Raw genomic sequence first — 23,902 nt, 5'->3', positions numbered from 1 at the left:
CCGCCGCGTTCTTGGACCTGACCCCTTCTCTCTACCTTGTGTGTCGCCCCCCCCGGAGCCGCCTCGCCCCCCAGGGCGAGCAGCTCGTCTGCGTCAGCGAACCAGGTGCTCCTGGCCGCGGATCGCCCGATCCACGGCGCTGCCGCCGTCTGTCTTCATGACCTGCCGCACGGAGGTCGCGCGGTGGGCGATCGTTAACAGAGGGGGTCAAAGAGCTAACGGCTTGCCCTCGTCATCACCATTTCTTGACAGACAACCCGAGTAAATTCATCGGGTTAGAAGGTGGCATCAGTGTTGCTTCGGCTCTGGAATCTGGGCGCCCAGCGGGCGCCGAAGGCTTTTCGTGGTTGGACCCATGGGTCGGCCGTGAAGGAGGAACCTCGATGAGATGGATGTGGACACGGGCGCTCCTCTGCGGAGCCCTCGGCCTTGCGGCCGGGAGCAACGTGGGGTGCGCCGAACAGCGCGACCCTATCAACAGGGTGCAGCCCAACGCGCTGGCAAAGTCGTTCTTCGTCGGCGCCGACCTGCAGAGCCCGGATGACGACCCGGAGTTCTATTCGCGGGCGATGGTGGTCGACGTCGGCTACGGCGCCTCGCAGGACGGCCTCTTCTCCGCGTCGTACGCGCAGGCGGAGCTGACCCGCATCAAGTGGCAGATCACCGAGGACGTGCTCCTCGGCCGCATCGCCTACGAGCGCATCGAGGACAGCGACGGCAAGGGCGTGGGCGGCAAGGCGAAGGAGGGCGTCATCGCCGTGGCCTTCCGCATCCTGTCGCACTTCGACATCCGGCGGGACTACAACCCGACCACGGGCGAAGAGATGAACATCGTCGTGGAGAACACGATCGATCGCGCCTGGAACCAGCGCGAGTACATGCGCGTCGACTTCTCGCAGAACCTCAACACGGGCTCGTACGACTTCGACACGTTGAGCCTCATTGGGCTCTATGGCGGCGTCGAGTACGAGCCGCTCGCCTACTACGTCAACGACCCGAACGACGAGGACGCGCCTCACTTCGACGCGACGAGCGGCTACTTCGACATCACGACGAAGGCGTTCGCCAAGCCGCAGCTGATCGATCTGTCGAGCTTCGGCTGGGGCATCAGCAAGTTCCCCGCGTGCTACCTGGACAACGACTTCCTGGGTGGCAGCGCGCCCTCCGCGAGCTGCAATCCGGTGGAGCTGACCATCCGGCACTCGTTCCGCCGCGTCGAGAACCGGGACTACGAGCCGAAGGACTGGGACGGCTACATGTTCCAGGCGTACGGGCCGTTCATGAAGGAGCGGTACGGGTACTCGCGCAACTACGGGATGAGCGACGACAAGTGGCACCGCTTCGCCACGCTCTACAACATCTGGGAGCGCAGCCACTTCTACAAGAACCCCGCCGCCATGACCGGTGCGGTCGAGTGCTACACGCCCGAGACGACGCCGGTCGGCGCCGACCCGAACCGTGACACCGATGGCAACGGGACGGCCGACGAGTGCGAGGCCGTCCTGGAAGCGACGAAACTCGGTGGCTCGCGTTGCGACCAGTTCAGCCAGAAGTGCACCCTCCCCTACCAGGCCCGCAAAGAGGTCCCGCAGGTCTGGTACGTCACCCAGGGCTCGAACCCGGAGTACTACGACGGGACGGAGTGGGCGACGCACGAGTGGGACGTTGCGCTGCGCTCCGCAGTCCAGGTCGCGAAGTACGCCGAGTGCTCACGCACGGGCGGCGAAAACTGCGCCGGGAAGTTCCCGGTGTGGCACGGCCAGCAGGACGACAACTCCGACGCCGTCGCGCTCACGCGCGAGGTCGACGCTTGCCGCGCCGGCAAGGCGTACGATGGCCAGGATTGCAACGCGCTGGCCGACCGCATCGGTCAGGAGCGGAACTACGATCCGGCCGTCATCGCAGTGGCGAAGCAGACCGAGATGCTCGTGCTCTGCCACAGCCCCGTCCAGCACGACGACCCCGAGGCGTGCGGCGCTCGCTCGGAGCGCCTGCCCGCGGACATCTCGGCGGCGGACTGCTTCAAGGCGACCCGCAACGGTGACAAGTTCATCCAGCAGGTCTGCAAAGGCGCGAAGTCGGTCCGCATGGGCGACCTGCGCTACCACACGGTGAACAACATCAACGACCCGCAGACGCCGTCGGCGTGGGGTATCTACACCGACTCCGAGGATCCGCTGACCGGCGAGAAGATCAGCGCCTCCATCAACGTCTGGACGCACATCAACGACCTCTGGAGCCAGGGCGTCATCGATCAGCTCCGCTACATCAAGGGCGAGCTGAGCACCGATGAGGTCACCGAGGGCACGTACGTCAGGGACTGGGCGGCTGCCAGCGAGGCGGCCCGAGGTGGCGGGTTCCAGCACGTCAACCGTGCGACCCTGGACAACCAGCTCGAGTCGCTGACCAAGGCGAGCGGGGCGATCCCGACCACGCTGCCCGACGCGGGCCTGATGCAGAAGATCCACGAGATGAAGACGGAGCTGCGCGCGGTGTCGGCCGACGCCAAGGCAGCGAGCGTCTCTCAGCCGATCTACAACATGCGCCGTCAGAACGCGCGGGGCACGCAGTTCGAGGCCCAGCTCATGACGACGGCGATGCAGCAGTACGCTGGGGTCGACGGGCTCCCCTCCACCGACGGCATGCTGGAGGCCGCGTCGCCGCTGCGTGGTCTGAACCCGAGCGCGATGCGCCAGATCAGGCACATGAAGGAGCTGGCGCTCGCCGAGCGTGGTTCCTGCGCCATGGGCTCGGACATGGCCGAGGCGCCCATCTCGATGGTCGGCCTCGCTGACGCGCTCGAGGCGAAGTTCGGCGCATTCAACAAGGACGACGACAAGACCACGCAGTACGCGCGGGCCGCGAAGATGCAGCGCTACCTCGCGCAGCGCGCTCACTTCGCCGTCATCGCGCACGAGATGGGGCACTCCATCGGTGAGCGCCACAACTTCGTGAGCTCGTCGGACGCCTTCAACTACCGGCCGCAGTACTGGCAGCTCCGCACCAAGAACGGCACCGTCAAGAACGAGTGCACCGATCTCGTGGCGGACGGCTCGTCCTGCATCGGTCCCCGGTACTTCGACCCGATGACGGCCGAAGAGACCGACAACATGCTGTGGATGTTCATGAACTCGTCCACGATGGACTACGCCGGCGAGAGCTCGCAGGACCTGCTCGGCCTCGGCGCGTACGACTTCGCGGCCGCGCGCATGTTCTACGGCGACGCCGTGGCCGTGTTCGAGGACGGGAACTTCAACTCGAACCGACCCCGCGGTCGGAGCCTCCTGCGCTGGAAGATGGACAACTTCGGCGGGATCGTCGGTCTCTCCCCCGAGATCAACGACGAGCCGATCCACTACTCGCAGATCCAGAACCAGTACGCGGTCCTCGACTGCGGCCCGGATGGCTCGGGCTACTGGTCCGGTGACGACGCGGCGGTGCAGGCCTTCAAGCCGGCCACGTGGAACGAGGAGAAGGACGGCCTGTGGCACCCCGTCATCGACGGCCACATCGTCAAGGTCAACGGGACGTACAGCCGCTGCAGGCAGCAGCGGGTCGACTACGTGCCCTACAAGTCGCTCCGCATGCCCGTCCCGAGCGAGTACGGCAACTTCTACCGCGGTGGCCCCTCGGTCGACACCACGAACCGCCTGCGCGTGCCCTACGGCTTCGCGACGGATCGCTGGGCCGACCTCGGCAACCTGTCCGTGTACCGGCACGACAACGGCGCGGACGCCTACGAGCTGTTCAGCTTCTTCATCACCCAGCAGGAAGTCGGGCACATCTTCGACAACTACCGGCGCGGCCGGCAGTCGTTCAGCGTGCGCACCTCCTCGAACCGCACCCTCGATCGCTACAACGCGAAGATGCGTGACGGCGCGAAGGGTCTCGGCCTGCTGTACAACATCTACAAGGACTTCGCGCTGGAGAACTCGTACGACTTCACCGGCCTGTGGCCCTACATCGCGTCGGCGCAGTACCGCGAGAACATCCTGGCCTCCGGCCTGGCGTTCGATCACTTCACCCGCACGGTCGCGCGCCCGGAGCCGGGCATGCACTTCAAGCCGACGTACGAATCCGTCTTCCGCTCGGAGCAGGACAGCTACGGCACCCCGCCGCTCGGAGGCCGGACGGTCAACGTTCCCAACGGCGCAACGGGCTACTACGGGAACGTGTCCTACGGCGGCAAGCCGCTCGAGAACGGCCTCGCCGACAAGTACGGTGAGTACGACTCCGAGTACACGATCAACGCCGGCGCGTACTACGACAAGGTCTGGGCGCCGATGCTGATGACCGAGTCGGTCGACAACTTCATCAGCGCCTCGCGCTCCGACTACCTCGACGCGCGCTACCGCGCCGTGTCGCTCGCCGACCTCTTCCCCGAGGGCTACCGTCGCTGGCTCGCGAACAACCTGACGCTCGACGACGAGATCAAGGGTGTCCGCGTCGCTGCCGACGCGAGCGGCAACCCGCTGGTCGACAACCAGGGCTTCCCCGCGATGGGTATCGGCTGGACCACCTGGTGGGCCAAGAACGGCCCCGAGGCGTGCTTCCCTGGCGAAGGCACCACGATCTGCAGCTCCTACGGGCACCCGTCGAGCGATCCGTTCAACCCGCAGGCCCCTGCGAACACCGCGATCCTCGACCCCCAGGTCGGGTGGGAACAGCACAAGTTCCTGATCGCGATGACCCTGCAGTACCTGCCCGAGAACGAGAAGCGGAACTGGCTCAACCAGATGATGATCTGGGAGCGCCAGACCACGCAGGACCCCGCCTGGGAGAACCGGATCGAGTTCCACGATCCCCACGGCCGCGTCTACCTGGCGAAGACGCTCGGCACCGAGCAGATCTTCGGCAAGACCGTGCAGAAGGGCATCTCGGCCCGCATCCTCGAGTACGCCAACAGCCTGCTCGCGCAAGCGTACGTCGTGACGACGGTGAACCACCAGAACGGCACCGTCTGGTACAAGCCGGTGATCGCCAACGGCAAGCCGCTGGTGAAGCACGATCCCTCGGTCCGCTACGTGGACCCGGAGAGCGGCATCATCTCCACGAGCCGGCCGGGCTGCGAGCCCGTCACCAACAACCTCCCGGCAGAGGCCGCGTACGAGAGCTGCACCTGCGAGTCGAACCGTGCGTGCACGATCCTCGATCGCTACGTGTCGACGGTGGAGTTCATGCGCCAGGCGATCAGCGCCTACAACCTGTGCGTGGACGACGACGTGAGGGGCATCTACGACCTGCCGTCCTGCAGGAACTGACCTGATCTAACCGATCGGCTGAGCGGCCACGGTGGCTCCCGCCTCCGTGGCCGTTCGCTTTTTGTCGTCTCCCCGAGACACGCTTTCGCCGGTCCCCGCGCCTGAGACGCCGGGCGAGCCTCCCCCTCGCGGCGCTTTCACCCTCGGGCGACACGAGGCCCGACGCGCTCCTTTGAATCGGCGGCGCCACCCCCATGCGCCCGCGGCGAGCGTCATGGCCGCTCGAATCTCACTTCAGCGGCTCCACCGCTGTGCGCATCCGGGGAGCGTCGTCGGCGCTCGCGTCACGCCTTCGCTTCCGCGCACTCGCGGAGCGAGATGACCACTCGGCCTACGTCTGCACCTTCACGCGGGCCCCCCCGCCGTCGTGCAGGAACAGCAGCACGAGGCTGCGTCGACGCAACCTCGTTCCTCGAGGTCAGTGATGGGGGCTGAACGCGCCTACTCGGCGCGGAGATAGCCGCCCTGGATCAGCTTCAGCACGGACTGAGCGGTCTCCAGGTCTGTCGCCGGGCTCTTGTTGAGCACCGTCGCCATCAAGCGATGGTTGTAGGCGATCTGGAAGACATCCAGATCGGTCGGCGTCAGGTCACGCAGCTGCGGCTTCAACGGATGCGGCACCGTGAGCTGTGCCGTGAGATCCGGGAGCTGATGACGGATGTTGTTGAGCTCGTCGATCTGCCGGAGCCCATCCATCAGCAGCTCTTGCACCGTCGCGCTGATCTCGCCGGTGATCACCCGCTCCTCGGCGGGCTCGAGATCGAACGTGCCACCGGTCCAGGTAAGGACGCGGTACATGCTCTTCATCGGCGGCATCTCGGCCAGATCGTTGATCGTCGCGTACGTGACGATCCCCTTGCGGAGGTAGATCTTGCCGACGTCTTCCTCGGAACGAATCACGAGGACGCCGCTCTTCTTCGAGGTGCCGAAGAGCTGAAGCAAGTCGGGCAGGGGGATCTCGTCGATCGACCCCGACATCGTCTTCGTCTGGCCGGTGCGCATGGACGGCTCGTCCAGGCGACGCCGAGGGGCGGGAGCCGACGGATCCACGGAGACGACCTTCAGGATGCTCGTACCGATGAGCACCCGGTCGCCCTCCTTCAGGGCCGTCTTCTTGATCTTTTCGCCATTGACGAAGGTGCCGTTCGTGGAGCCCAGATCCTCGATGTGGATCTGATCACCTGAACAAGCGATTCGAGCATGGCGACGCGACACCATGTCTTCGACGAGGACCATATCGAGGTCGCTCGACCGCCCGACGAAGATCTCTTGATTCTCCGCCAGGGGAAACTCGCCGCCTTGATACTTCCCCGAGATGAAACGCAGCGCGAGGTTGCGCGGCGACACCTTGGGAGCTTGATTGTCCATCGGAGAGAGCGAGGAGCTTCGTCGCGCTACGCGAACGCCAGCAAGGCTGAGAGTCTAGTTTCGCGTGGCGAAGAAGGTCAAGCGCTCGTCGGCAGGATGCCGTCATTTACGTCAATTAGAGCCTTCTACAGCGGTCTCCACACGACCCCTTCCCGGACCCGGAGGCACCTCGTCTCTCGGAAGCCTCGCCGGAGAGCCCAGGTTGACCGCGGACGCTATCGGGAAAGCCCCTAGAAACGCTCCCACCATCTCTCCTTCCCATTCATCGCCCCTCTACGCCTCCACCTCCACCACCGCCACGCCTGTCACCTCATCTCCCCTCCCCACGCACGCCGCGTCTTCGCTCTCGCACGGGTCCTCTCCCTCGGACCTGGCTCGTGTCCGCTGGAGCGTGTGCCCGCCAGCGCCGTTGCCGACCTGGGCCCGTGCCGACCCGGGCTCGTGCTAATCGGGCCGACGTGAACCACGAGCAAACCTCCCCTCCCCCTGGCTCGACCCCGCAGGCCGGCGATCCGCTGGGCACCCACCGCGTGCTCAGCCCCCCCGGCGCCATGCCCCAGCCTGCCGAACGGCTGGACGCCGACATCGACCGCGAGTTCTCCACCGAGATCGTCGTCGATGTGGAGACCCTCAACATCGACGCGGCCAGCTTCCGTCAGATGGAGGAGGCCTCCGGTGGGGACCTGGACGGGGTGGTTCGCCTCATCCAGGAGACCGTCTCGAGGCGCGGGAAGCAGCACAACCCCGTGACCGGCTCCGGCGGCATGCTGCTCGGCACCATCCGGAGCGTCGGTGCGCTGGCGCGAAGCCGCGGCTTCTCCGTGGGCGATCGGATCGCCACCCTGGCCTCCCTCTCCCTGACGCCCCTCGCGCTGAAGCGCATCAAGGCCGTTCGTGCCGCCTCGGCACAGGTCGACGTGGAGGGCACCGCCATCCTTTTCCTGTCGGCGCCCCTCGCACGGATGCCATCCGACATGCCGGAGCGCCTCGCCCTCGCCCTCCTCGACGTGGCCGGCGCGGCCCCCCAGGTGGCCCGCCTCGCGGGCCCCGGCGATGCCGTCGCCGTGCTCGGCGCGGGCGGCAAATCCGGCCTGCTCTGCGCGGCCGAAGCCCGACGGCGGGTAGGCCCCGAGGGGCGGGTCATCGGGCTCGAGTCCTCGGCAGCCTTCGCCGACGACCTGCGTGCCCTCGGCATCTGTGATGCGGTGGCGGTCGTCGACGCCCGCGATCCGCTCGCCGTGCGAGACGCCATCCTCCCCCTCACCGGAGGCGCCGGCGCCGATCTCACGCTGTCCTGCGTCAATGTCGGCGGCGTCGAGCTGTCCGCGATCGTCGGCACACGCGACCGCGGCAAGGTCTACTACTTCGCCATGAGCACCAGCTTCACCGCCACCGCGCTGGGCGCAGAAGGCATCGGCAGGGACGTGGACCTCTTCATCGGCAACGGCTACGCCCATGGCCACGCCGACCACACCCTCGACCTCGTCCGCGGCCTACCCGCCCTGCGCGAGCTGCTCGCTGCACGGTATGGCTGATCCGAAGACCCCCGAGAGAACGCAACACCAAGGAGGAAGCATGTCGACCAGCACCCGCTTGTTCTCCCCTCAGCGCATCCAGGATGTCGCCAGCGAGCTGGGCATCCCCGAGGAATACGTCGAGGTGTACGGCCGCGGAAAGGCCAAGATCGATCTCGCAGCCCTCGCTCATCCCCAGGATGGCGCAGGCCGCGTCGTGCTCGTGTCCGCGATCAACCCGACCCCGGCGGGCGAAGGCAAGACGACCACCTCGGTCGGCCTGGCGATGGGCTTGCGCCGCCTCGGCAAGCGCGTCGCGCTCTGTCTACGCGAACCCTCGCTCGGCCCCGTGTTCGGCGTCAAAGGAGGCGGTACGGGCGGCGGACGCGCCACGCTGGTCCCCGCCGACGACATCAACTTGCACTTCACCGGCGACCTGCACGCCATCACCGCAGCGCACAATCTCCTCTCCGCGATGGCGGACAACGCCTGTCATTTCGGCGTGCCCTGCGGTGACAAGGGCCCCCTCGATCCGCGCCGGATCACCTGGGGACGCGCCCTCGACATGAACGACCGCGCACTGCGCCACGTGGTCCTGGGCCTGGGCCACAAGACCGACGGTGTCCCCCGGCAAGACCGGTTCGACATCACCGCGGCGAGCGAGGTGATGGCCATCGTGGCCCTCGCGTCGGGCTATGCCGATCTGGAGGAGCGGCTCGGCCGCATCGTCGTCGGCACCTCCCTCGGCGGCGCTCCCGTCACGGCCGCCGATGTGGGCGCCTCCGCGGCGATGACTGCGCTGCTGCGTGACGCCCTCAAGCCGAACCTGGTCCAGACCGCCGAGGGAGGGCCCGCCCTCGTCCACGCCGGTCCCTTCGCGAACATCGCGCACGGGTGTAGCTCCCTCCTCGCGACCCGCCTGGGCGCGCGGCACTCCGACATCGTGGTGACCGAAGGCGGCTTCGGCTTCGACCTCGGCGGCGAGAAGTTCCTCGACATCAAGTGCCGCGCCGCTGGCATCTGGCCGCGCGTGCTGGTGCTGGTGGCGACCCTTCGGGCCTTGAAGATGCACGGCGGCGCGCCCGTGAAGCGCGCTGGAGAGCCAGACGCTCAGGCGCTCGCGCGAGGCATCGATCACCTCACGAAGCACCTGGAGACGGCCACCTTCTTCGGCCTCCCCGTCGTGGTGGCGATCAACGTCTTCCCCAACGACACTGCCGAGGAACTCACGGCCGTGGAGAGCGCCCTCCAGCAGCGCAACGTACGCATGTCCCGCTGCGAGGGGTTCGCGCGCGGCGGCGAGGGGGCTCTGGATCTCGCGGCCGCCGTCGCCGAGGCGGCCGAAGCCACCGACAAGGCCCCTCCCAACCCACGCTTCGCCTACGAACTCAGCGATCCGCTCGACGAGAAGATCCGGAAGATCGCTCGCGTGGTGTACGGCGCCGACGACATCACGCTGAGCCACGGCGCGGAGAAGGACAGAGCGCGGATCGAAGCGCTCGGGGGCGAGAAGCTGCCGGTGTGCATGGCGAAGACGCAGCTCTCCCTCACCGACGACCCCCACGTCCACGGACGCCCCCGCGGCTTCCACGTCAACGTGCGCGAGCTGAGGCTCAGCGCTGGCGCAGGCTTCGTCGTCGCGCTGACCGGCGACATGATGACCATGCCCGGCCTCCCCAAGGAGCCGGCCGCGCTACGGGTGAAGCTCCTCCCGGATGGCCGGATCCGCGGCTTGATGCAGAACGACGACTGAGCCCTCTCCCCACCACCAGGGCACCGGGACGCTGATCCCGGTCGCCCTGCCCTCCTCACTGCACGTCAAACCGAGATCCCCGACGCCGACGACTCCGGCGGTGGAAGCACCCGTGGCGTGCTCGTCGCGTCGGACGCAGCGCTCGCCGTGGGGCCAGGCGACGGCGTCCCCAGTGCGTCGGTCACCGCCGGGAAGATCACCGCGAACGTGCTCCCTTTCCCCTCGTAAGAGCGGACCTCGATGCGCCCACCCGCCCCCTGGACGATGCGCTGGCTGATGGCCAGCCCCAGGCCCGTCCCCTTCTCCTTCGTGGTGAAGAACGGCAGGAAGATGTTCTCCAGCACCTTCTGCGAGATCCCGGGCCCGTTGTCGGCCACGGTCAGCTCCACGAACGGCTCGTCCGCCGAGCCCGAGCCCGAGCGCGTCCCTCGCCCGAAGCGCACCCGCGAGCTCACCACCACCTTGCCGCGCCCCTTCATCGCCTGGATCGCGTTGCGGAAGAGGTTCATCAGCACCTGCCGCAGCTGCTCCGGATCGATCACCACCCGCGGCAGCGCAGGATCGAGCACCGCATCGATGACCAGATCGTCGCTCTGCCGCTCCGTCGAGAGCACCTGCAGCGTTCGACGCACCACCGCGTTGACGTCCGTCGGGCCGACCGTGTCCTGCGCAGGACGCGCCAGGTCGAGCACCGAGCGCACCACCCGATCGAGACGATCCACCTCCTCGAGGATGATCCCCAGAAACTCGCGCGACGAGGGATCGGGGTGTGCCTCGGTCACCGGATCGGCGAGCAGCTGCGCCGCCCCCTTGATCGCGCCCAGGGGGTTCCGGATCTCGTGAGCGATCCCGGCGGCCATCTGCCCGAGCAGCGCGAGCCTGTCACGCTCCTTCATCTGATCGTAGAGCCGGCTGTTCTCGATCACGACCCCGATCTGTGCGGCGATCGTCTCCAGCAGGGAGATCTCCTCGGGTGAGAAGGCGTCACGCACGCGCGTGTCGGCGACGACGAGCAGACCGATGAGCTCACCCTCCTCGTCCCGCACCGAGAGCACGACCGCGGATCGCAGGCTCCCGAGCACGTCCGCGGCCGCGAGCACCGCCTGATCGGCCCCGTTGACGTTCCCGCGCTCCCGGGCCTCGCGCGCCTCCCGCTCCAGCGTCTCCAGCACGACCGATCCTCGGTCCAACCGCTCCAGCAGCGCTCGCGCCGTGGCCACCTCGATCCTGTCCGGTGAGCGAGGCCCGAGGGACGCCAGGCTGTTGAAGCCGGTGCCGTCTTGATCGTGCAGGTACAGCGCCGCCGCGGTGACCCGCCGCGACTGCTCCAGCGCCGACATGACGATCGCGCCCATCTCGTCGACCTCGAGCGTGTGGACCAGCCGCTTCTTCGCCTCCGCCAAGCTCCGCTCGAGGTCGACACGCTCACGGAAGAACAGACGCTGGATCTGCTCTTCCACACGCGCTTGCAGCGGATCGGAGAGGACCAGGATCACGATCGCCGCGAGTACGGCGTTCAGGTACATCGTGTTGTAGCCACCGAGGAACGTGAGCACGATGTAGAAGATCAGCGCGATCAGGAACGCCACGGCCGTGGCGATGAGCAGACGCGCCAGCATCTCGTAGACGTCGAGCAACCGATCGTGGCGGAGCGCCTGCGCCAGCACGAAGAGGAAGACGATGGAGAGCGCCGCGCCCACGGGTGGCAGCTGCGCGCGCAAGAACCAGGCGAAATCCGCCACGCTGGCGAGCCCGGCGAGCGCGCCGATGACCACCAGGAATCTCACCCTGCGCTGTGTCGCCCGCGAGGGACTCCGCTTGCCCCGTTGCCCCAGCGTGTACAGCCCGCACGTGAGCAGGGTGAAGACGTACAGGAACACGCCGATGCGCGCGATCCAGTCGGGCCAGGAGCCCGCCTCCCAGCGGATCAACACCAGCACCGAGAGCGGGATCGCGAGCACGTGCGCCACCCGGAGCAGGCGCGACGGCCGGTTGCCCTCGTGGGGGATCATCGCGTCGAACAGATGAAGCGCGAACTGCGGCAGCAGCACCGCGAGCAGGCCGGTGAACCGCTCCCAGATGGAGGCCTGGAAGAACCCGAAGAAGAACTGGGCGAGGTACCAGAGCCCGATGTCCGCCGCGAACGCCGCGAAGAAGAGGTGCACCTTCCGGACATGACCCCGGAGCAGGATCGACGCAGCGATGACGAGCGCCAGGAATCCGCAGACCAGGGCGGTCCGGGTGCGAAGATCGAAGCCGAGGGGCGGCACGCCGTCAGCGTAGCGCAGAGAACCCGCGGGCGTGGGAGGCGAGGACGAGAGACGAGCGGATCAGGTCACCGCGTGGCGCGGTGCCTCCTCGACCCGCTCGAGGCGTTCAGCGCTTCTTGTTGGAGGAGTTCGAAGGCGTGGACGTCGGAGGCTCGGTCGTGGGCGTCGACGAGCCGCCTGGCTCCCAGGGCGTAGGGTTCGGATCGAACTGGATCCTGGTGGGAAGCGTCAGATCCTTCCACGGGTTCGGGTTCGGATCGGTCACCTGCTCTGGCGTGGGGGACAGGGTCCCCCCCACCAGCGCATCACCTTCCTCCTCCGGGGATACACCGAGCTCGCTCAGCTCCTCGCCCAGGAGCAGGTCCATCTCCTCGGAGTCCAGCGGCTGGAAAGCACAGCCACCCAGCATCGTCGCAAGCACGAGCGCGAGCGCTGGCTTCACCGAACCACACCCTCTCCTCCAACCGCTCATGGTCAGTCCTCCGAGCATCCGCCGAAGCCGTACTGCTTGACTAGCTGTGACAGCCGCGGCCGCTTCATTCCCAATAGGGCTGCGGCGCGGGTGATATTCCCGTTGCTCTCCGAAAGAGCCCTCGCAATGCACTCCCGCTCGATTTCGCGCTTCATGTCGCTCAGGCTCACCCCCGCGCGCACATGGGCGTAAGCGGCCTCGACGGGCGTCCGCCCCGTCTCCGAGGGCCGAGGATCGACCGACACGGGGCCAGGGCTGCTCAGGGGCTCCACGCTCCGGATCGAGGACACACCCGCCACGTCCGTGGAGGAGCTGGGCGCCGCAAGACCGCGGAGGTCGTCCACGTTGGATGTGATGTCCAGAAGCTCGATGAGGTTGCCCTCGGCGAACAGCGCGGCGGCGCGGAGGGCGTTCTCCAGCTCGCGCACGTTGCCGGGCCATGCGTACCCGGAGAGCGCAGCCGTCGCCTCCTCCGAGAGACGCTTTGCCGGCTCCCGGCGCTCGCTCGCGATCCGCGAGAGGATCTCGGCCGCGATGAGCGGGAGGTCTCCGATGCGCTGTCGCAACGGAGCGACATCCAGGACGACCTGACGGAGCCGGTAGTACAGATCCTCTCGGAACTCGCCACGGGCCACCATCGCGCGGAGATCACGGTGGGTCGCGCACACGATGCGGCAGTTGGCGCGGAGGGGCGTCACCCCGCCGACCCGTTCGAACGAGCGATCCTGCAGCACCCGGAGCAGCGCGACCTGGGTGCGCGGCGAGATGTCGCCGATCTCGTCGAGGAACAGCGTGCCGCCTTCCGCGAGCTCGAAACGACCACGCCGCCGCGCTGCCGCGCCCGTGAACGAGCCCTTCTCGTGCCCGAACAGCTCCGACAAGAGCAGCGTCTCCACGAGCGCTGCGCAGTTCACCTTCACCAGCGGGCCTGCGCGCCGCGGGCTCAGCTCGTGGAGCGCCTCCGCGACGAGTTCCTTCCCCGTCCCGCTCTCGCCGAAGATCAGCACCGTCGCGTCGGTCGGACCGACTTTGTGCATCTGCGAGATCAGCGAGACGACGGCGGGCGCACGACCCGCCATCCTCTGGACGGCCGGCGCCGCGTTGCCAGCATCTCTCGACGCCATGAAGGACGGCCGCGGCACCGAAGGACGCCCGCTGGGCTCTCCTTCCACGCCACCGACGCTGCCGCGGCTCGACTCGCGCTCCTCGAAGCAGAGCGCCGCCTCCCAGCGGCTCAGCGCCGCGATCCCCGGACGCGCCAGGAACCTGGGCTTGAGATCGGCGGGGAGCGCGTCCGCGAGCTGGTCCCGGAGCGCTCCCGCTGCGGCGAGGTGTGCCCTGGCCCCTCGGCGATCGTCGGCAACCAGGGCCGCCTGGTAGAGCAGCACGTGCGCTGCACGCGCGCGCTCGTCGTCGTTCGCATTGCGAGATCGCTCGAGCGCGACCAGCGAAAGCTCGCCGAATGGCTCTCCGGCCGCACGCGCAAGCTCCGCCTCCAGGATCGCGATCTCGGCCACCGTGGCCGGCGGGTTGAGATCGCTGCGCGCCTTCTCCAGCGCCTGCGAAGCCCGCGCGACATCTCCCTCTTCCAGCGCGATCCTCGCCGCCATCGCGTAGCACTCGGCCCGCTTTGCGCCGTGGTTCGAGCCCGAGGCCGAGGAGATGGCCTTGATGATCTCCGTCCGCGCCTCCTCCGTCCGGTCCTGCGCCAGCCGGATCTGCGCCATCACCAGCGCGAAGTGCGGCGCCCACGTCCCCGGAAGACCGGCGCTGCAGACCTTGCGACCGAAGGCCAGGGCTTGCTCCGCCTCGGCGATGAGCCCGACCCGCAAACGCAGCTCCGCGAGGTTCGCGATGCAGTTCGCGAGCACCACCCGATCGCCCACCTGACGGGATACGTCGATCGCCTGCTCCGAGAGCCGGAGGGCCTCGGCATAATCGGTCCGCTGCGTCGCGATCACCGCAAGGTTGCTCAGCGCGAACCCCGTGGCTTGCAGCTCCCCGAGGCGCTCACCGTCCTCGAGCACCCCGAGCAGCATCGCCCGGGCCTCGTCGTCCGACCCGTTCGAGAGCAGCGCCACGGCGCGGTTCATCCGCGCGCGCAGCTCTCCCAGCAGATCCCCACCGCACGCCGCTTCCCATCCATCGGCAGCGAAGTGCCGCTCCGCCTCCGACCACGCCGAGCTGGCGAGGAGCAGCTTGCCGAGCACATTGCGCGCCGCGAGCCGCGTCTCCAGATCTGCGGCCTCCAGCAGACCAGCATCCGCCGTCCGACGCGCCGCCTCGAAATCGCCGGCCTTGTAGTGCACGTCGGCCATCTGCACGACCGCCCGCGCTCGCGCCGCGGGGCCCGCCGCCCGCTCGATCGCCTTGCCCAGGACGATGCCCGCGGTGGTCAGATCGCCGCGCGCCATCACCGCTCGACCCAGCGTCAGCAGCGGCTCGAAGCCCTCCCCCTCACGCGCCACCGACGCACGCGCCAGCTCGAACGAGCGATCCACATCGCCCACCCGCATGGCGAGCTGCGCGGCCCGCAGCAGGAACGCCCCGGACTCCCCCGTGGGCAGCGCCTCGAGCGTCTGGGTCCAGCGACGCCAGATGTCCGAGCGCGCCGCGGGCTCTGCAGCCCCACCGATCGCGCGCACCGCGGCCGCCTCGGCCCGCTCCATCGACCCGAGCTGCGCCAGCAGCTCGCCCGCGCGGATCCAGGCCCAGGGCTCTGCCGCCTGCCGCTCCAGCGCCGCGGCCACCACCAGCACGTCCTCTCGCTCGACCGTCTCCGCCGGAGCCGCCGCGATGGCGACGATCCAGCCGCGCACATCGCTCTCGATCAGCCCTTGCGAGAGCAGCTCGTCGCGCGCCTCGAGGACGCTCCCCTCGCCCTCCGACAGCAGCATCCCCAGGTGCGCCGCCCGCCAGGGCATCCGGCTCAGCGCGAGCCGCGAGAACAGACGCTGCGCCCCGGCCCGCAGCTTCGGCCATGCGCGCGTCTCTCCAGGCTCGACCGACAGGGCCGACGTCCACCATCCATCGAGGGCGTCCAGACGATCGAAGCGCGCCACCAGGTGCCGCTCCGCGTCGCCCGCCAGCGCTTCCCACCAGAGGTGCAGCTCTTCCTTGCCGATCGAGCCACGCATCGTGATGGCGTGGGCCCACGGCGTCGGCGCCCCCTCGTTGCACACCAGCACCAGCACCCGCGACGGCTGCACCGCAAGAAGGCGCGTCATCTCCTCCGCGACGGCCCTCCCCCAGCTCGTGACGGCGCTCTCCATCACCACGAGCAGCGCTCCATCCATCGCGGAGAGCAGCTCCCTCGCCGCGACGAGCGGATCCGCGGTGACCACACCGCAGCGCATCGACAGCTCACGGAAAGCGCACCCATCTCCGGAGCGCACCCAGATGAGCGGCCTCCCCGACGCACGGGCCCGACGGGCGACGTGCGCCGCGCTCGCATCCAGCACGGCGCGAGGACCGTGGAGGTAGTGCAAGCCGCAAGAGGCCGGAGCGCGCGCGAGATCGTCGAGCAGGCGGAACCCGCCAGGTTCGACCGACGTCGGCAGAGGGCTAGCAGCGACGGCGTTTCGCAAGGCGCCTCCCAGGCTACCTGCCTCGAACCTCGCCCGTCTATGGAAGCGTGACGCCTTTTTTCGGAGCGCCGCCGCGCCTCGAAAAGAGTTGCAGCCACAAGAAAAACCGCGACCGGGCGCGACAAGAATTCGGCTGCATTTCCATCATGCCGGCGCTCCTCACGGCCTTGCTACGGCCTCGCCACGGCCTCCCTCCGCTGGAAGCGTCCGCACGCGGCTGGAGCGCCCGAAAGCGCCCCGCGCTCTCTTCCGGTACTTCAGGACGCGCCCGAAAGCGCCGCCTCCACCGCGTCGAACGCCTCGTCCTTCGCCTCGCCCAGCTCCCTCGCGAGCGGGAGCTGGATCGCCGCGGACGCTTCGTACAGCGGGATCAGCTCCGGCGCGAGCCGCCGCAGCGTCTCCAGGTGCCGCGCAACCCCCGTCGCATCGCCTCGACGCACCGGCCCCGTGAGCGCCTGGGGCAGCCCCAGCGCTTCCACGTTGTCCGCGACCGTGCGCAGCAGCGGCCCCAGCATCGCCGCCGCCGTCGCCCGCGCCACCCCGGCTCGCTCGAGCAACCCCACGCCCCCTGCGGCGAGCGCCGCTGCACCGTTCGCGACGATGCCTGCCGCCGCGTGATAGGCCACCCGATCCAGACCTGGAATCGTCCGCGGGCTCATCCCGAGCTGCTTCCCGAGCGCCCGACACAGCCGCACCGCGTAGGCGTCACCATCCACGTGGAGCTGACCGCGCAGCAACCCGGGCGTCGACACCGTGGACGCGAACGAGATCATCGGGTGCATCTGCGCCACGGCCACCCGCTCGCTGCGCACCGCCTCGAGCGCCTCGGGCCCCAGCGCACCAGCGCAGTGCACCACCGCACACCGCCGGTGACCGATCAACCCTCGCGCCCGCAGCGCCTCCGCACACGTCGCGATGTCGCGATCCCGGAGCGCCACGATCACCAGATCGGCATCGATCGGACGCCGAGGGAGCCCACGACGGGCCGGCCGCAGCGCAGCCGACACCCCGACGGCCCGCAGCGCCCGCTGGAGCCCGCGCCCCACCTTGCCGCCACCGTAGATGAAGATCACCGGCTCGGCGCGACCCGCCCCGACCTTGCGGACCGCCGCGGCGCGAGAGGCTTTCACGTCGCTCCCGGCCTTCGCCTTGGTGGAAGCGCTCACCTTGCGGACGCCCTTCGCCTTGCCGGGCGCGCTCCCCTTGCGGGCCGCCTTCCCGGTGCCGCCGGCCTTTCCCTTGCCCGCCGCTTTCCCCGCGCCGGTCGCCGTCTTCCTGCTCCCCGCCGCCTTCGCGCCGGACGCCTTCGCCTTGCTTGCGCTCACCTTGCTCGCTCTCGCTTTCATCCCCGCCCGACACCGTAGAGCCCGCGCTCCAGCGCGTACTCCAGCACCACCCGCGGCACCTGCCAGCGCACCGCCTCCAGATCACCGGCCGCCAGCGCACGACGCACCTCGGTGCTCGACACCTCGGGCAACACCGCCTCGGGGGCCGACAGCCCATGCGCCGCGCCCCCCTCCGACCCGATCCCCGCGCGCCCCAGCACCAGCGGCGGCGCCAGCTCGGCGATGCGATCGAACCGATGCCACTTCGGCAGATCCGGCAGCACGTCGGCGCCCACCAGGAGCCGCATCGACCACCCCGGGTGCACCGCCGCCAGGTGCTCCAGCGTCCGCAGCGTCAAGCTCTCGCCGCCCAGCTCCCGCTCCACCGTCGATACCTCCACCGACGGGATCCACCCGAGCGCGAGCCGACACATCTCGAGCCGATCCTCGTAAGGCACCAGCTCCTTCGCGAACGGATGCTGGAACACGGGGACCACCACCACCGCGTCCACGGGCGCCACCGACAGCGCGTACGTCACCGCCAGCACGTGCGACACGTGCGGCGGGTTGAAGCTCCCTCCGAAGATCGCCACCCGCCGCGCCGCACCGATGCCCTCCGCAGGACGCGCCACCACCTCGTCCACCTCGACTCCTATCCCCCCTGAACCCGCATCTTCGCGCTCTGATGCGGCGCCCCCACCACCTCGCGCGCCGTCACCGCACCGCGCAGGTTCATCACCTCGATGCGCATCCCCCCACCGCCATCATCGAGCAGCGCCGCCCCTCCATCCTGCGACCCGATCGGCCCGGGCGCGAGGAACGTCCTCGCCCCTGCCTTCCGGATGAAGGGCGTCGGGCTCTTGCCCACCACCAGCACCGACGCCGGCAGGATGTCCTCCTCGTCGAGCGTGGCCTTGTCGAACACGAACAGCACCACCCGCCCGTCGAGGATCTCGATCGTCCGCTGCCCGGGCGGCAAGCTCGCCAGCACCCGCAGCCGCAGCCGCGCGCTCTCCGAGACCACGAAGGCGTCGATCGCCTCCGACCCCGCCTCCGCGCACCGGGACGCCCGTGCGAACAGCGACGCTTCGGAGGGATCGGCCCCCACCAGCCCGCGCGCCCAGCCCGCCACCACCTGGTCGAGCGCGTCATCGTCGGAGATGTAGAGCACCTTGTCCGCGTGGGCCTCGTCCAGGAGGCGCTGCGCCGCGCGAGCGAGGGCGGGCAGATCGCCCTGGGCCGGGCCAAGGATGCCGAGGCGCATGTCGCGCCAGCATAGACCACCCCGGAAAACCGGGGACAGTGTTCTGACGCCTCCCCCCTTCCGGCGCCGCCCCCCGCTCGCTAGGGTCCTTCCATGTTCCGGCGCACCCGCGCGCTCCGAGACCCTGTCACCGTCCAGATCGATGGCGATCCTGTCCCGGCCGAGCGGGGGGAGCCCCTCGCCGTCGCCCTGCTCGCCTCCGACAACGTCCGCCTGGCGCGCAGCCCCAAGCTGCACCGCCCCCGCGGCCCCAGCTGCCTGCGCGGCGCCTGCGACGGCTGCCTCGCCCGGGTGGACGGCGTCCCCAACGTCATGACCTGCGCCCGCCCAGCCCGGGGCGGCGAGCAGATCGAGACCCAGAACGTCATCGGCTCCCGCAACGCCGACCTCCTCCGGGTCACCGACTGGTTCTTCCCCAGCGGCCTCGACCATCACCACCTCATGGCCGGCATCCCTGGCCTCCAGGACGTGATGCAGTCCTTCGCCCAGAAGATCGCCGGCCTCGGCCGTCTCCCGAACGAACCCCTGAAGCCTCGCCCTGCGCGCCGCCTCGACGTCGACGCCGCCATCGTCGGCGGCGGCCCGGCAGGCGTCGCCGTCGCCTCGCGCCTCGCCGCGAACGGCCGCACCGTCGCCCTCGTCCACGACGGCCTCGCCCTCTGCGAAGACCTGCGAGGCGCCCGCGCCACCACCCCGAAGGCCCCCCACCGCGCCGCCGAGCTGCTCGCCGCCCACCCCTTGAAAGGCGTGCAGCAGCTCCTCCGCCACGTCGCCGCGGGCGTCTATGACGGCGAACTCCTCGCTGCGAGCGACGAAGGCGCCGTGCTCCTCCGCGCCCGCGCCACCGTCTTCGCCACTGGCGCCCACGACGGCATGCTCGCCTTCCCCAACAACGACCTCCCGGGCGTCCTCTCCGCCCGCGCCCTCTGTCGCCTCCTCGCCAGCGGCCTCGAACCGACCGGCCCCGTCGTCCTCGCCGGCGAAGGCTTCTGGGCCGAAGAAGCCGCGATCCGCCTCGGCAAGCGCCTCGCCATGCGCGTCCCCCTCCCCTCCCTCCTCGGCGTGCGCGGCAGCTCCGAGGTCAGCGCCGTGTTCATCAAGGAAGGCGATCCCCCGAAGCGCCGCACCGTGAAGGCCGTCGCCCTCGCGCTCGCCGCCCCTGGCGCCCCCGCCTTCGAGGTCGCCGCGCAAGCCGGCGCCTCGCTGACCTACCTCGCCGACAAGGGCTACGCCGTGACCACCGATCCTCGCGGTCGCGCCGCAGACGGCGTCTGGGCCGTCGGCGAGTGTACTGGTGCCCCCTTCGATCTCGCCGCGCTCCTCGAAAGCGCCCGCGTCGCCGTCGACGACATCCTCGACGCCACACGCGCCCCCGCTTGATCTCCGCCTGGACGGCTCGCCCTCACCCGCGCCTGATCACCCCTCGATCAGCAGCTCGAACATCCCGACCCCACCCGCCACGAACACCACGTCGAACACCCCCATCAGCACCAGGTAGTCCGTCAGCTCCCCGATCGACGCCCCACCGAACAGCTCGCGCGTCCCGGCCACCGCAGCCAGCATCGTCGGCGCCAGCAGCGGAAACAGCACACTCGCCAGCACCAGATCCCGCGCCCGCGTCCGCACCGTCATCGCCCCGAACAGCGTCCCGCTCGCCGCGATCCCGGGCGTCGCCGCCAGACAGAACAGCGCGATCCCCCCGCCCACCAGCCGCAGATCCACCGAGAACAGCAGCGCCGACACCGGGATCACGATGATCTCCACCGCGGCCACGAACACGAACACCCCGATCGCCTTCCCCGCGAAGATCGCACTCCGCTGGATCGGCATCACCAGGAGCCCGAGCAACGCCCCATCCTCTCGCTCCCGCTGCCACGTCCGGCTCAGCGCGAGCACCGACGCGAACGTCACGCTCACCCAGATGACCCCGGGCGCCACCTGCTCCGCCGCCCCTTGCCCGGCGAAGAACGCGAGCGACGCGATCACCGCCACGAGCACCGCGAAGAACCCGCTCGTGGTGATGATCTCCCCTGTCGCCAGCTCGATCGACAGATCCTTGCCTGCCACGAACAGCGCCTGCTGCAACCACCCCGGCCGCTTCATCGCAGGTCACCCGCCGCACCGCACATCGAGGCGCCTTGCCCGGAAGCCATCACGCTCCAGGAACTATCAGCACTTTGCACGAAGGTGCACCCTGCCGATCACAGGGCGTGGGGCCCCGACGGGATTCACGCCCGCCAGAGCGAAGAAGCGCGAGCCCAGAAGCCAGCGCGCCCCGAAGCCATCGACTCCTTGCATCGATGCGCCCTGCCGACGGGCCCTCACGCTCCATGAAACGCGAGCGGTTCGCGGGGTGTGGGGCCCCGATGGGATTCACGCCCATCGGGGCGAGGGGGCGCGAGCCCCCTCGTCGGGACTAAAAGCTGAGGTACGTCTGATCCTTCAGACCGCGCTCGTAGTCGGCGAGGAGTCGCATCCCCTCGGTCGGCTTCATCAGGTCCTGCTTGATCGCGCCGTCCACCTGCGCCTTCACGCGCTGGATCAGGCCTGGCGTGTCGTACTGCGTCAGCCCGAGGACCTCGCGGATCTGGTTCCCCGCGATCATCTCCTCGATGTAGTACCCGCAGTCCTCGTCCGAATCGAGGAACACGTGGACCTCGTTCACCCGGCCGAACAGGTTGTGGATGTCGCCCATGATGTCCTGGTACGCGCCGGTCAGGAAGATGCCCAGGTAGTACGGCTCCTCGCCTTGCAGCACGTGCAGCGGCAGCGTGTCGCGCACATCCGAGAGGTCGATGAACTTGCTCACCTTCCCCTCCGAGTCGCAGGTGATGTCGACCAGCGTGCTGTCGGACCCCGGGCGCTCGTTCAGCCGGTGGATCGGCACCACCGGGAACAGCGACCCCAGCGCCCAGTGGTCCAGCAGCGACTGGAACACCGAGAAGTTGCAGATGTACTGATCCGCGAGCTGCGTGCGGAGCTGCACCACGTCCTCGGGCGCCTCCTGCTGATCGAGCGATCCCGCGAGCAGCGCCATCTTCTCGGCGTTCTCCCAGTAGAGCGTCTCCACCCGCGCCTTCACGTCGAGGTTGAGCAGCCCCAGCTCGAACATCTTCTGCGACTCCTCCTTCACCTGGAGGATGTCGTGCCACGACTCCGCGAGGTTCGCGGCCGTGAGGTTGTCCCGCGTCTCCAGCAGCGCCTGGATGAGCTTGTGCTCCTCGGCCTGGATGTCGATCGGCGTCGACGGCGTCTTCTCGATCGAGCCGAACGCCTGCACCACCAGCACCGAGTGGTGCGCCACGATCGCGCGCCCCGACTCGGAGACGATGTTCGGGTGCGGCACCTTCTCGTCGTCGCAGATGTCGGCGATGTTGTGGACGATGTCCCGCGCGTACTCCTCGACCGAGTAGTTCATCGACGAGTGGAACGTCGAGCGCGACCCGTCGTAGTCGATCGCCAGACCGCCACCGACGTCCATGTACTCGATCTTGTGCCCCATCTTGCGCAGCTTCGCGTAGTGGCGCGTCGCCTCGCGCACCGCGCGCTTCACGATGAGGATGTCGGGCACCTGCGAGCCGATGTGGAAGTGCAGCAGCTTGAACGCCGAGCTCATGCCCGCCTCGCTCAGGATGTTGCACGCCGCGAGGATCTCGGCCGTCGACAGCCCGAACTTCGCGTGCTCACCACCGCTCGCCGCCCACTTGCCGGCGCCCTCGGTCATCAGCCGGACGCGCAGCCCGACCAGCGGCTCGACGTTCATCTCCTTCGCCACGCGCGCGATGGTCCGCACCTCGGAGAGCTTCTCCGCGACGAGGATCACCTTCTTGCCCAGCTTGCGGCCGAGCATCGCGGTACGGATGAAGTTCTCGTCCTTGTAGCCGTTGCAGACGATGAGCGACTCGTTGTCCGTGTGGACGCTGAGCCCTGCGAACAGCTCCGGCTTCGAGCCTACCTCCAGCCCGTAGTGGTAGGCCTTTCCGGCCTCGAGGATCTCCTCCACCACCTCCTTGAGCTGGTTCACCTTGATCGGGAACACCCCGCGGTAGAGCCCGCGGTACTTCACCTCCGCGATCGCCCGGTTGAACGCCTCGTTCAGCGTCCGCACCCGGTGGTGCAGCAGATCCTGGAACCGGATCAACAGCGGCGCGCGCAGCCCCTCCTCACGCGCAGCCCTCACCACGTCGGCGATCGAGATCTTGCTGCCACGCTCCTGCAGCGGCGCGACCGTGATGTTACCGTCGGGGCTCACGTCGAAGTAGCCCCGGCCCCAGCGGTCGATCATGTAGAGGTCCTTCGCGTCGTCCGTGGTCCACGCGTTGGGCTCCTGCTTTTGCGTACTGCTCAACTTCTTTGCCTCCTTGAGGCCGCGGTGAGGGTCGTTCGTCGATGCGACGGAGAGCTAAAGAGGCCACGCCCGGCTTTCATCGGCCGCTCAAAAGCAGCGTTCGAACCCTGGACGTGGCCGGCTGGGCAACGTGAAACGGTCGTGTGAATGTGGGACGGCAGAGACCCCCGCACGTCCGCGCTGCGGCTCAATACGACAAGGGGGCAAGTCCTTCAAGACCAGCCGACGCAGTGCGGTGTGCGGTGGCGGAGGGGGGGTCCCGGGGGGAAGTTCGGCCTGGGGTCAGGCCTGGGCCGGGGTCTTCGCAGCGGCGGCCTTGGCGCGCTTCGCGGCGGACTTGTAGTGGTCGTAGAGGCGGGGCACGGGCCACGCTTCCAGGCGCTTGCGGTAACCGGCGTCCTTGGCGCGCTTCTCCGTCTCCAGGATGGCGTCCACGAGCTTCGCGCGGCTGCCGAACTTCTCCTTGACCTCGGAGAACGTCGCGTGGAGACGAAGGAGCTTCGCGTTCGAGACGTGCTCGAGGCTCTTCGCGCCGCCCCGGTCGGCGTTGGTGCGGTCGAGCCACAGCGCGTCGCCGGTGAGCTGCTTGAGGGCCTCGACGAGCTTCGACTTCTCGCCGAACTTCTCCTTCACGATCGAGATCGGGCTTTTGCGTGCCATGGTCGTCTCCTTCTGCTGGTGGCGCGAGATGACTCGCGCGGCTTGTGTGGGGCGCCGATCTAGCAGAGCAGCGCGCGCAC

Annotated in this window: 14 protein-coding genes; 4 read left to right on the top strand and 10 right to left on the bottom strand. The window is 68.9% G+C overall.

The genetic code is table 11. From position 1 onward, the window contains the following. Positions 1-383 precede the first annotated feature (383 nt). Entirely contained in the window at positions 384-5,261 is a 4,878-nt protein-coding gene (locus tag CMC5_RS19335) for a zinc metalloprotease (RefSeq protein ID WP_050431812.1), read from the top strand. A 441-nt stretch (positions 5,262-5,702) separates the two neighbouring features. On the opposite strand, the gene CMC5_RS19330 is transcribed toward CMC5_RS19335, so the two are convergent. Further along, positions 5,703-6,629 carry a DUF4388 domain-containing protein gene (locus CMC5_RS19330; protein WP_050431811.1) on the bottom strand — a complete coding sequence of 309 codons (927 nt, stop codon included), beginning with the start codon at positions 6,627-6,629 and terminating at the stop codon, positions 5,703-5,705. Positions 6,630-7,087: 458 nt separating this feature from the next. Here CMC5_RS19330 and kdd point away from each other — a divergent pair, with 458 nt between their 5' ends. Continuing rightward, positions 7,088-8,164 carry an L-erythro-3,5-diaminohexanoate dehydrogenase gene (kdd, locus tag CMC5_RS19325; RefSeq protein WP_218920289.1) on the top strand — a complete coding sequence of 359 codons (1,077 nt, stop codon included), beginning with the start codon at positions 7,088-7,090 and terminating at the stop codon, positions 8,162-8,164. Between the two features lie 40 nt (positions 8,165-8,204). After that, a complete protein-coding gene (locus CMC5_RS19320; protein WP_050431810.1) occupies positions 8,205-9,896 on the top strand; it encodes a formate--tetrahydrofolate ligase in 1,692 nt (563 codons plus the stop codon). Positions 9,897-9,961: 65 nt separating this feature from the next. On the opposite strand, the gene CMC5_RS19315 is transcribed toward CMC5_RS19320, so the two are convergent. From CMC5_RS19315 to CMC5_RS19290, 6 genes are all read right to left on the bottom strand, one after another. Next, positions 9,962-12,166, bottom strand: coding sequence for an ATP-binding protein (locus CMC5_RS19315; RefSeq protein WP_050431809.1), 2,205 nt, complete (start codon positions 12,164-12,166; stop codon positions 9,962-9,964). Positions 12,167-12,272: 106 nt separating this feature from the next. Continuing rightward, on the bottom strand, positions 12,273-12,608 hold the full coding sequence (locus tag CMC5_RS19310; protein WP_050431808.1) for a hypothetical protein: 336 nt from the start codon (positions 12,606-12,608) through the stop codon (positions 12,273-12,275). Between the two features lie 32 nt (positions 12,609-12,640). After that, entirely contained in the window at positions 12,641-16,225 is a 3,585-nt protein-coding gene (locus tag CMC5_RS19305) for a sigma 54-interacting transcriptional regulator (RefSeq protein ID WP_050431807.1), read from the bottom strand. Between the two features lie 257 nt (positions 16,226-16,482). After that, positions 16,483-17,571, bottom strand: a complete 1,089-nt coding sequence (locus CMC5_RS19300) for a DUF2520 domain-containing protein (protein WP_179955528.1) — start codon at positions 17,569-17,571, stop codon at positions 16,483-16,485. Further along, entirely contained in the window at positions 17,568-18,161 is a 594-nt protein-coding gene (gene nadD / locus CMC5_RS19295; RefSeq protein ID WP_063796601.1) for a nicotinate (nicotinamide) nucleotide adenylyltransferase, read from the bottom strand. Before nadD ends, CMC5_RS19300 begins: the two co-directional genes overlap by 4 nt. A gap of 41 nt (positions 18,162-18,202) precedes the next feature. Further along, entirely contained in the window at positions 18,203-18,814 is a 612-nt protein-coding gene (locus CMC5_RS19290) for a hypothetical protein (RefSeq protein ID WP_050431805.1), read from the bottom strand. 93 nt (positions 18,815-18,907) lie between these two features. On the opposite strand from CMC5_RS19290, the gene CMC5_RS19285 reads away from it, so the two are divergent. Further along, on the top strand, positions 18,908-20,194 hold the full coding sequence (locus CMC5_RS19285) for a 2Fe-2S iron-sulfur cluster-binding protein (protein WP_050431804.1): 1,287 nt from the start codon (positions 18,908-18,910) through the stop codon (positions 20,192-20,194). 36 nt (positions 20,195-20,230) lie between these two features. Here CMC5_RS19285 and CMC5_RS19280 read toward each other — a convergent pair whose 3' ends face one another. The 3 genes from CMC5_RS19280 to CMC5_RS19270 all read right to left on the bottom strand — a co-directional run bounded on the left by CMC5_RS19280 (position 20,231) and on the right by CMC5_RS19270 (position 23,822). Continuing rightward, positions 20,231-20,917: a heme exporter protein CcmB gene (locus tag CMC5_RS19280; protein WP_050431803.1), complete on the bottom strand. Its 687-nt coding sequence runs from the start codon at positions 20,915-20,917 to the stop codon at positions 20,231-20,233. A 313-nt stretch (positions 20,918-21,230) separates the two neighbouring features. Beyond that, positions 21,231-23,162 carry a biosynthetic arginine decarboxylase gene (speA, locus tag CMC5_RS19275; protein ID WP_082362616.1) on the bottom strand — a complete coding sequence of 644 codons (1,932 nt, stop codon included), beginning with the start codon at positions 23,160-23,162 and terminating at the stop codon, positions 21,231-21,233. A 282-nt stretch (positions 23,163-23,444) separates the two neighbouring features. Next, positions 23,445-23,822 (bottom strand): hypothetical protein, encoded by a 378-nt coding sequence (locus CMC5_RS19270; RefSeq protein ID WP_050431802.1) that lies wholly within the window; start codon positions 23,820-23,822, stop codon positions 23,445-23,447. Between the last annotated feature and the right edge of the window lie 80 nt (positions 23,823-23,902).

The sequence above is a fragment of the Chondromyces crocatus genome (assembly GCF_001189295.1).
In the GTDB taxonomy this organism is placed as follows: Bacteria; Myxococcota_A; Polyangia; order Polyangiales; family Polyangiaceae; genus Chondromyces; species Chondromyces crocatus.
Note: the sequence above shows the minus strand (reverse complement) of the source record. Positions and strands in the feature narration are given on the sequence as shown.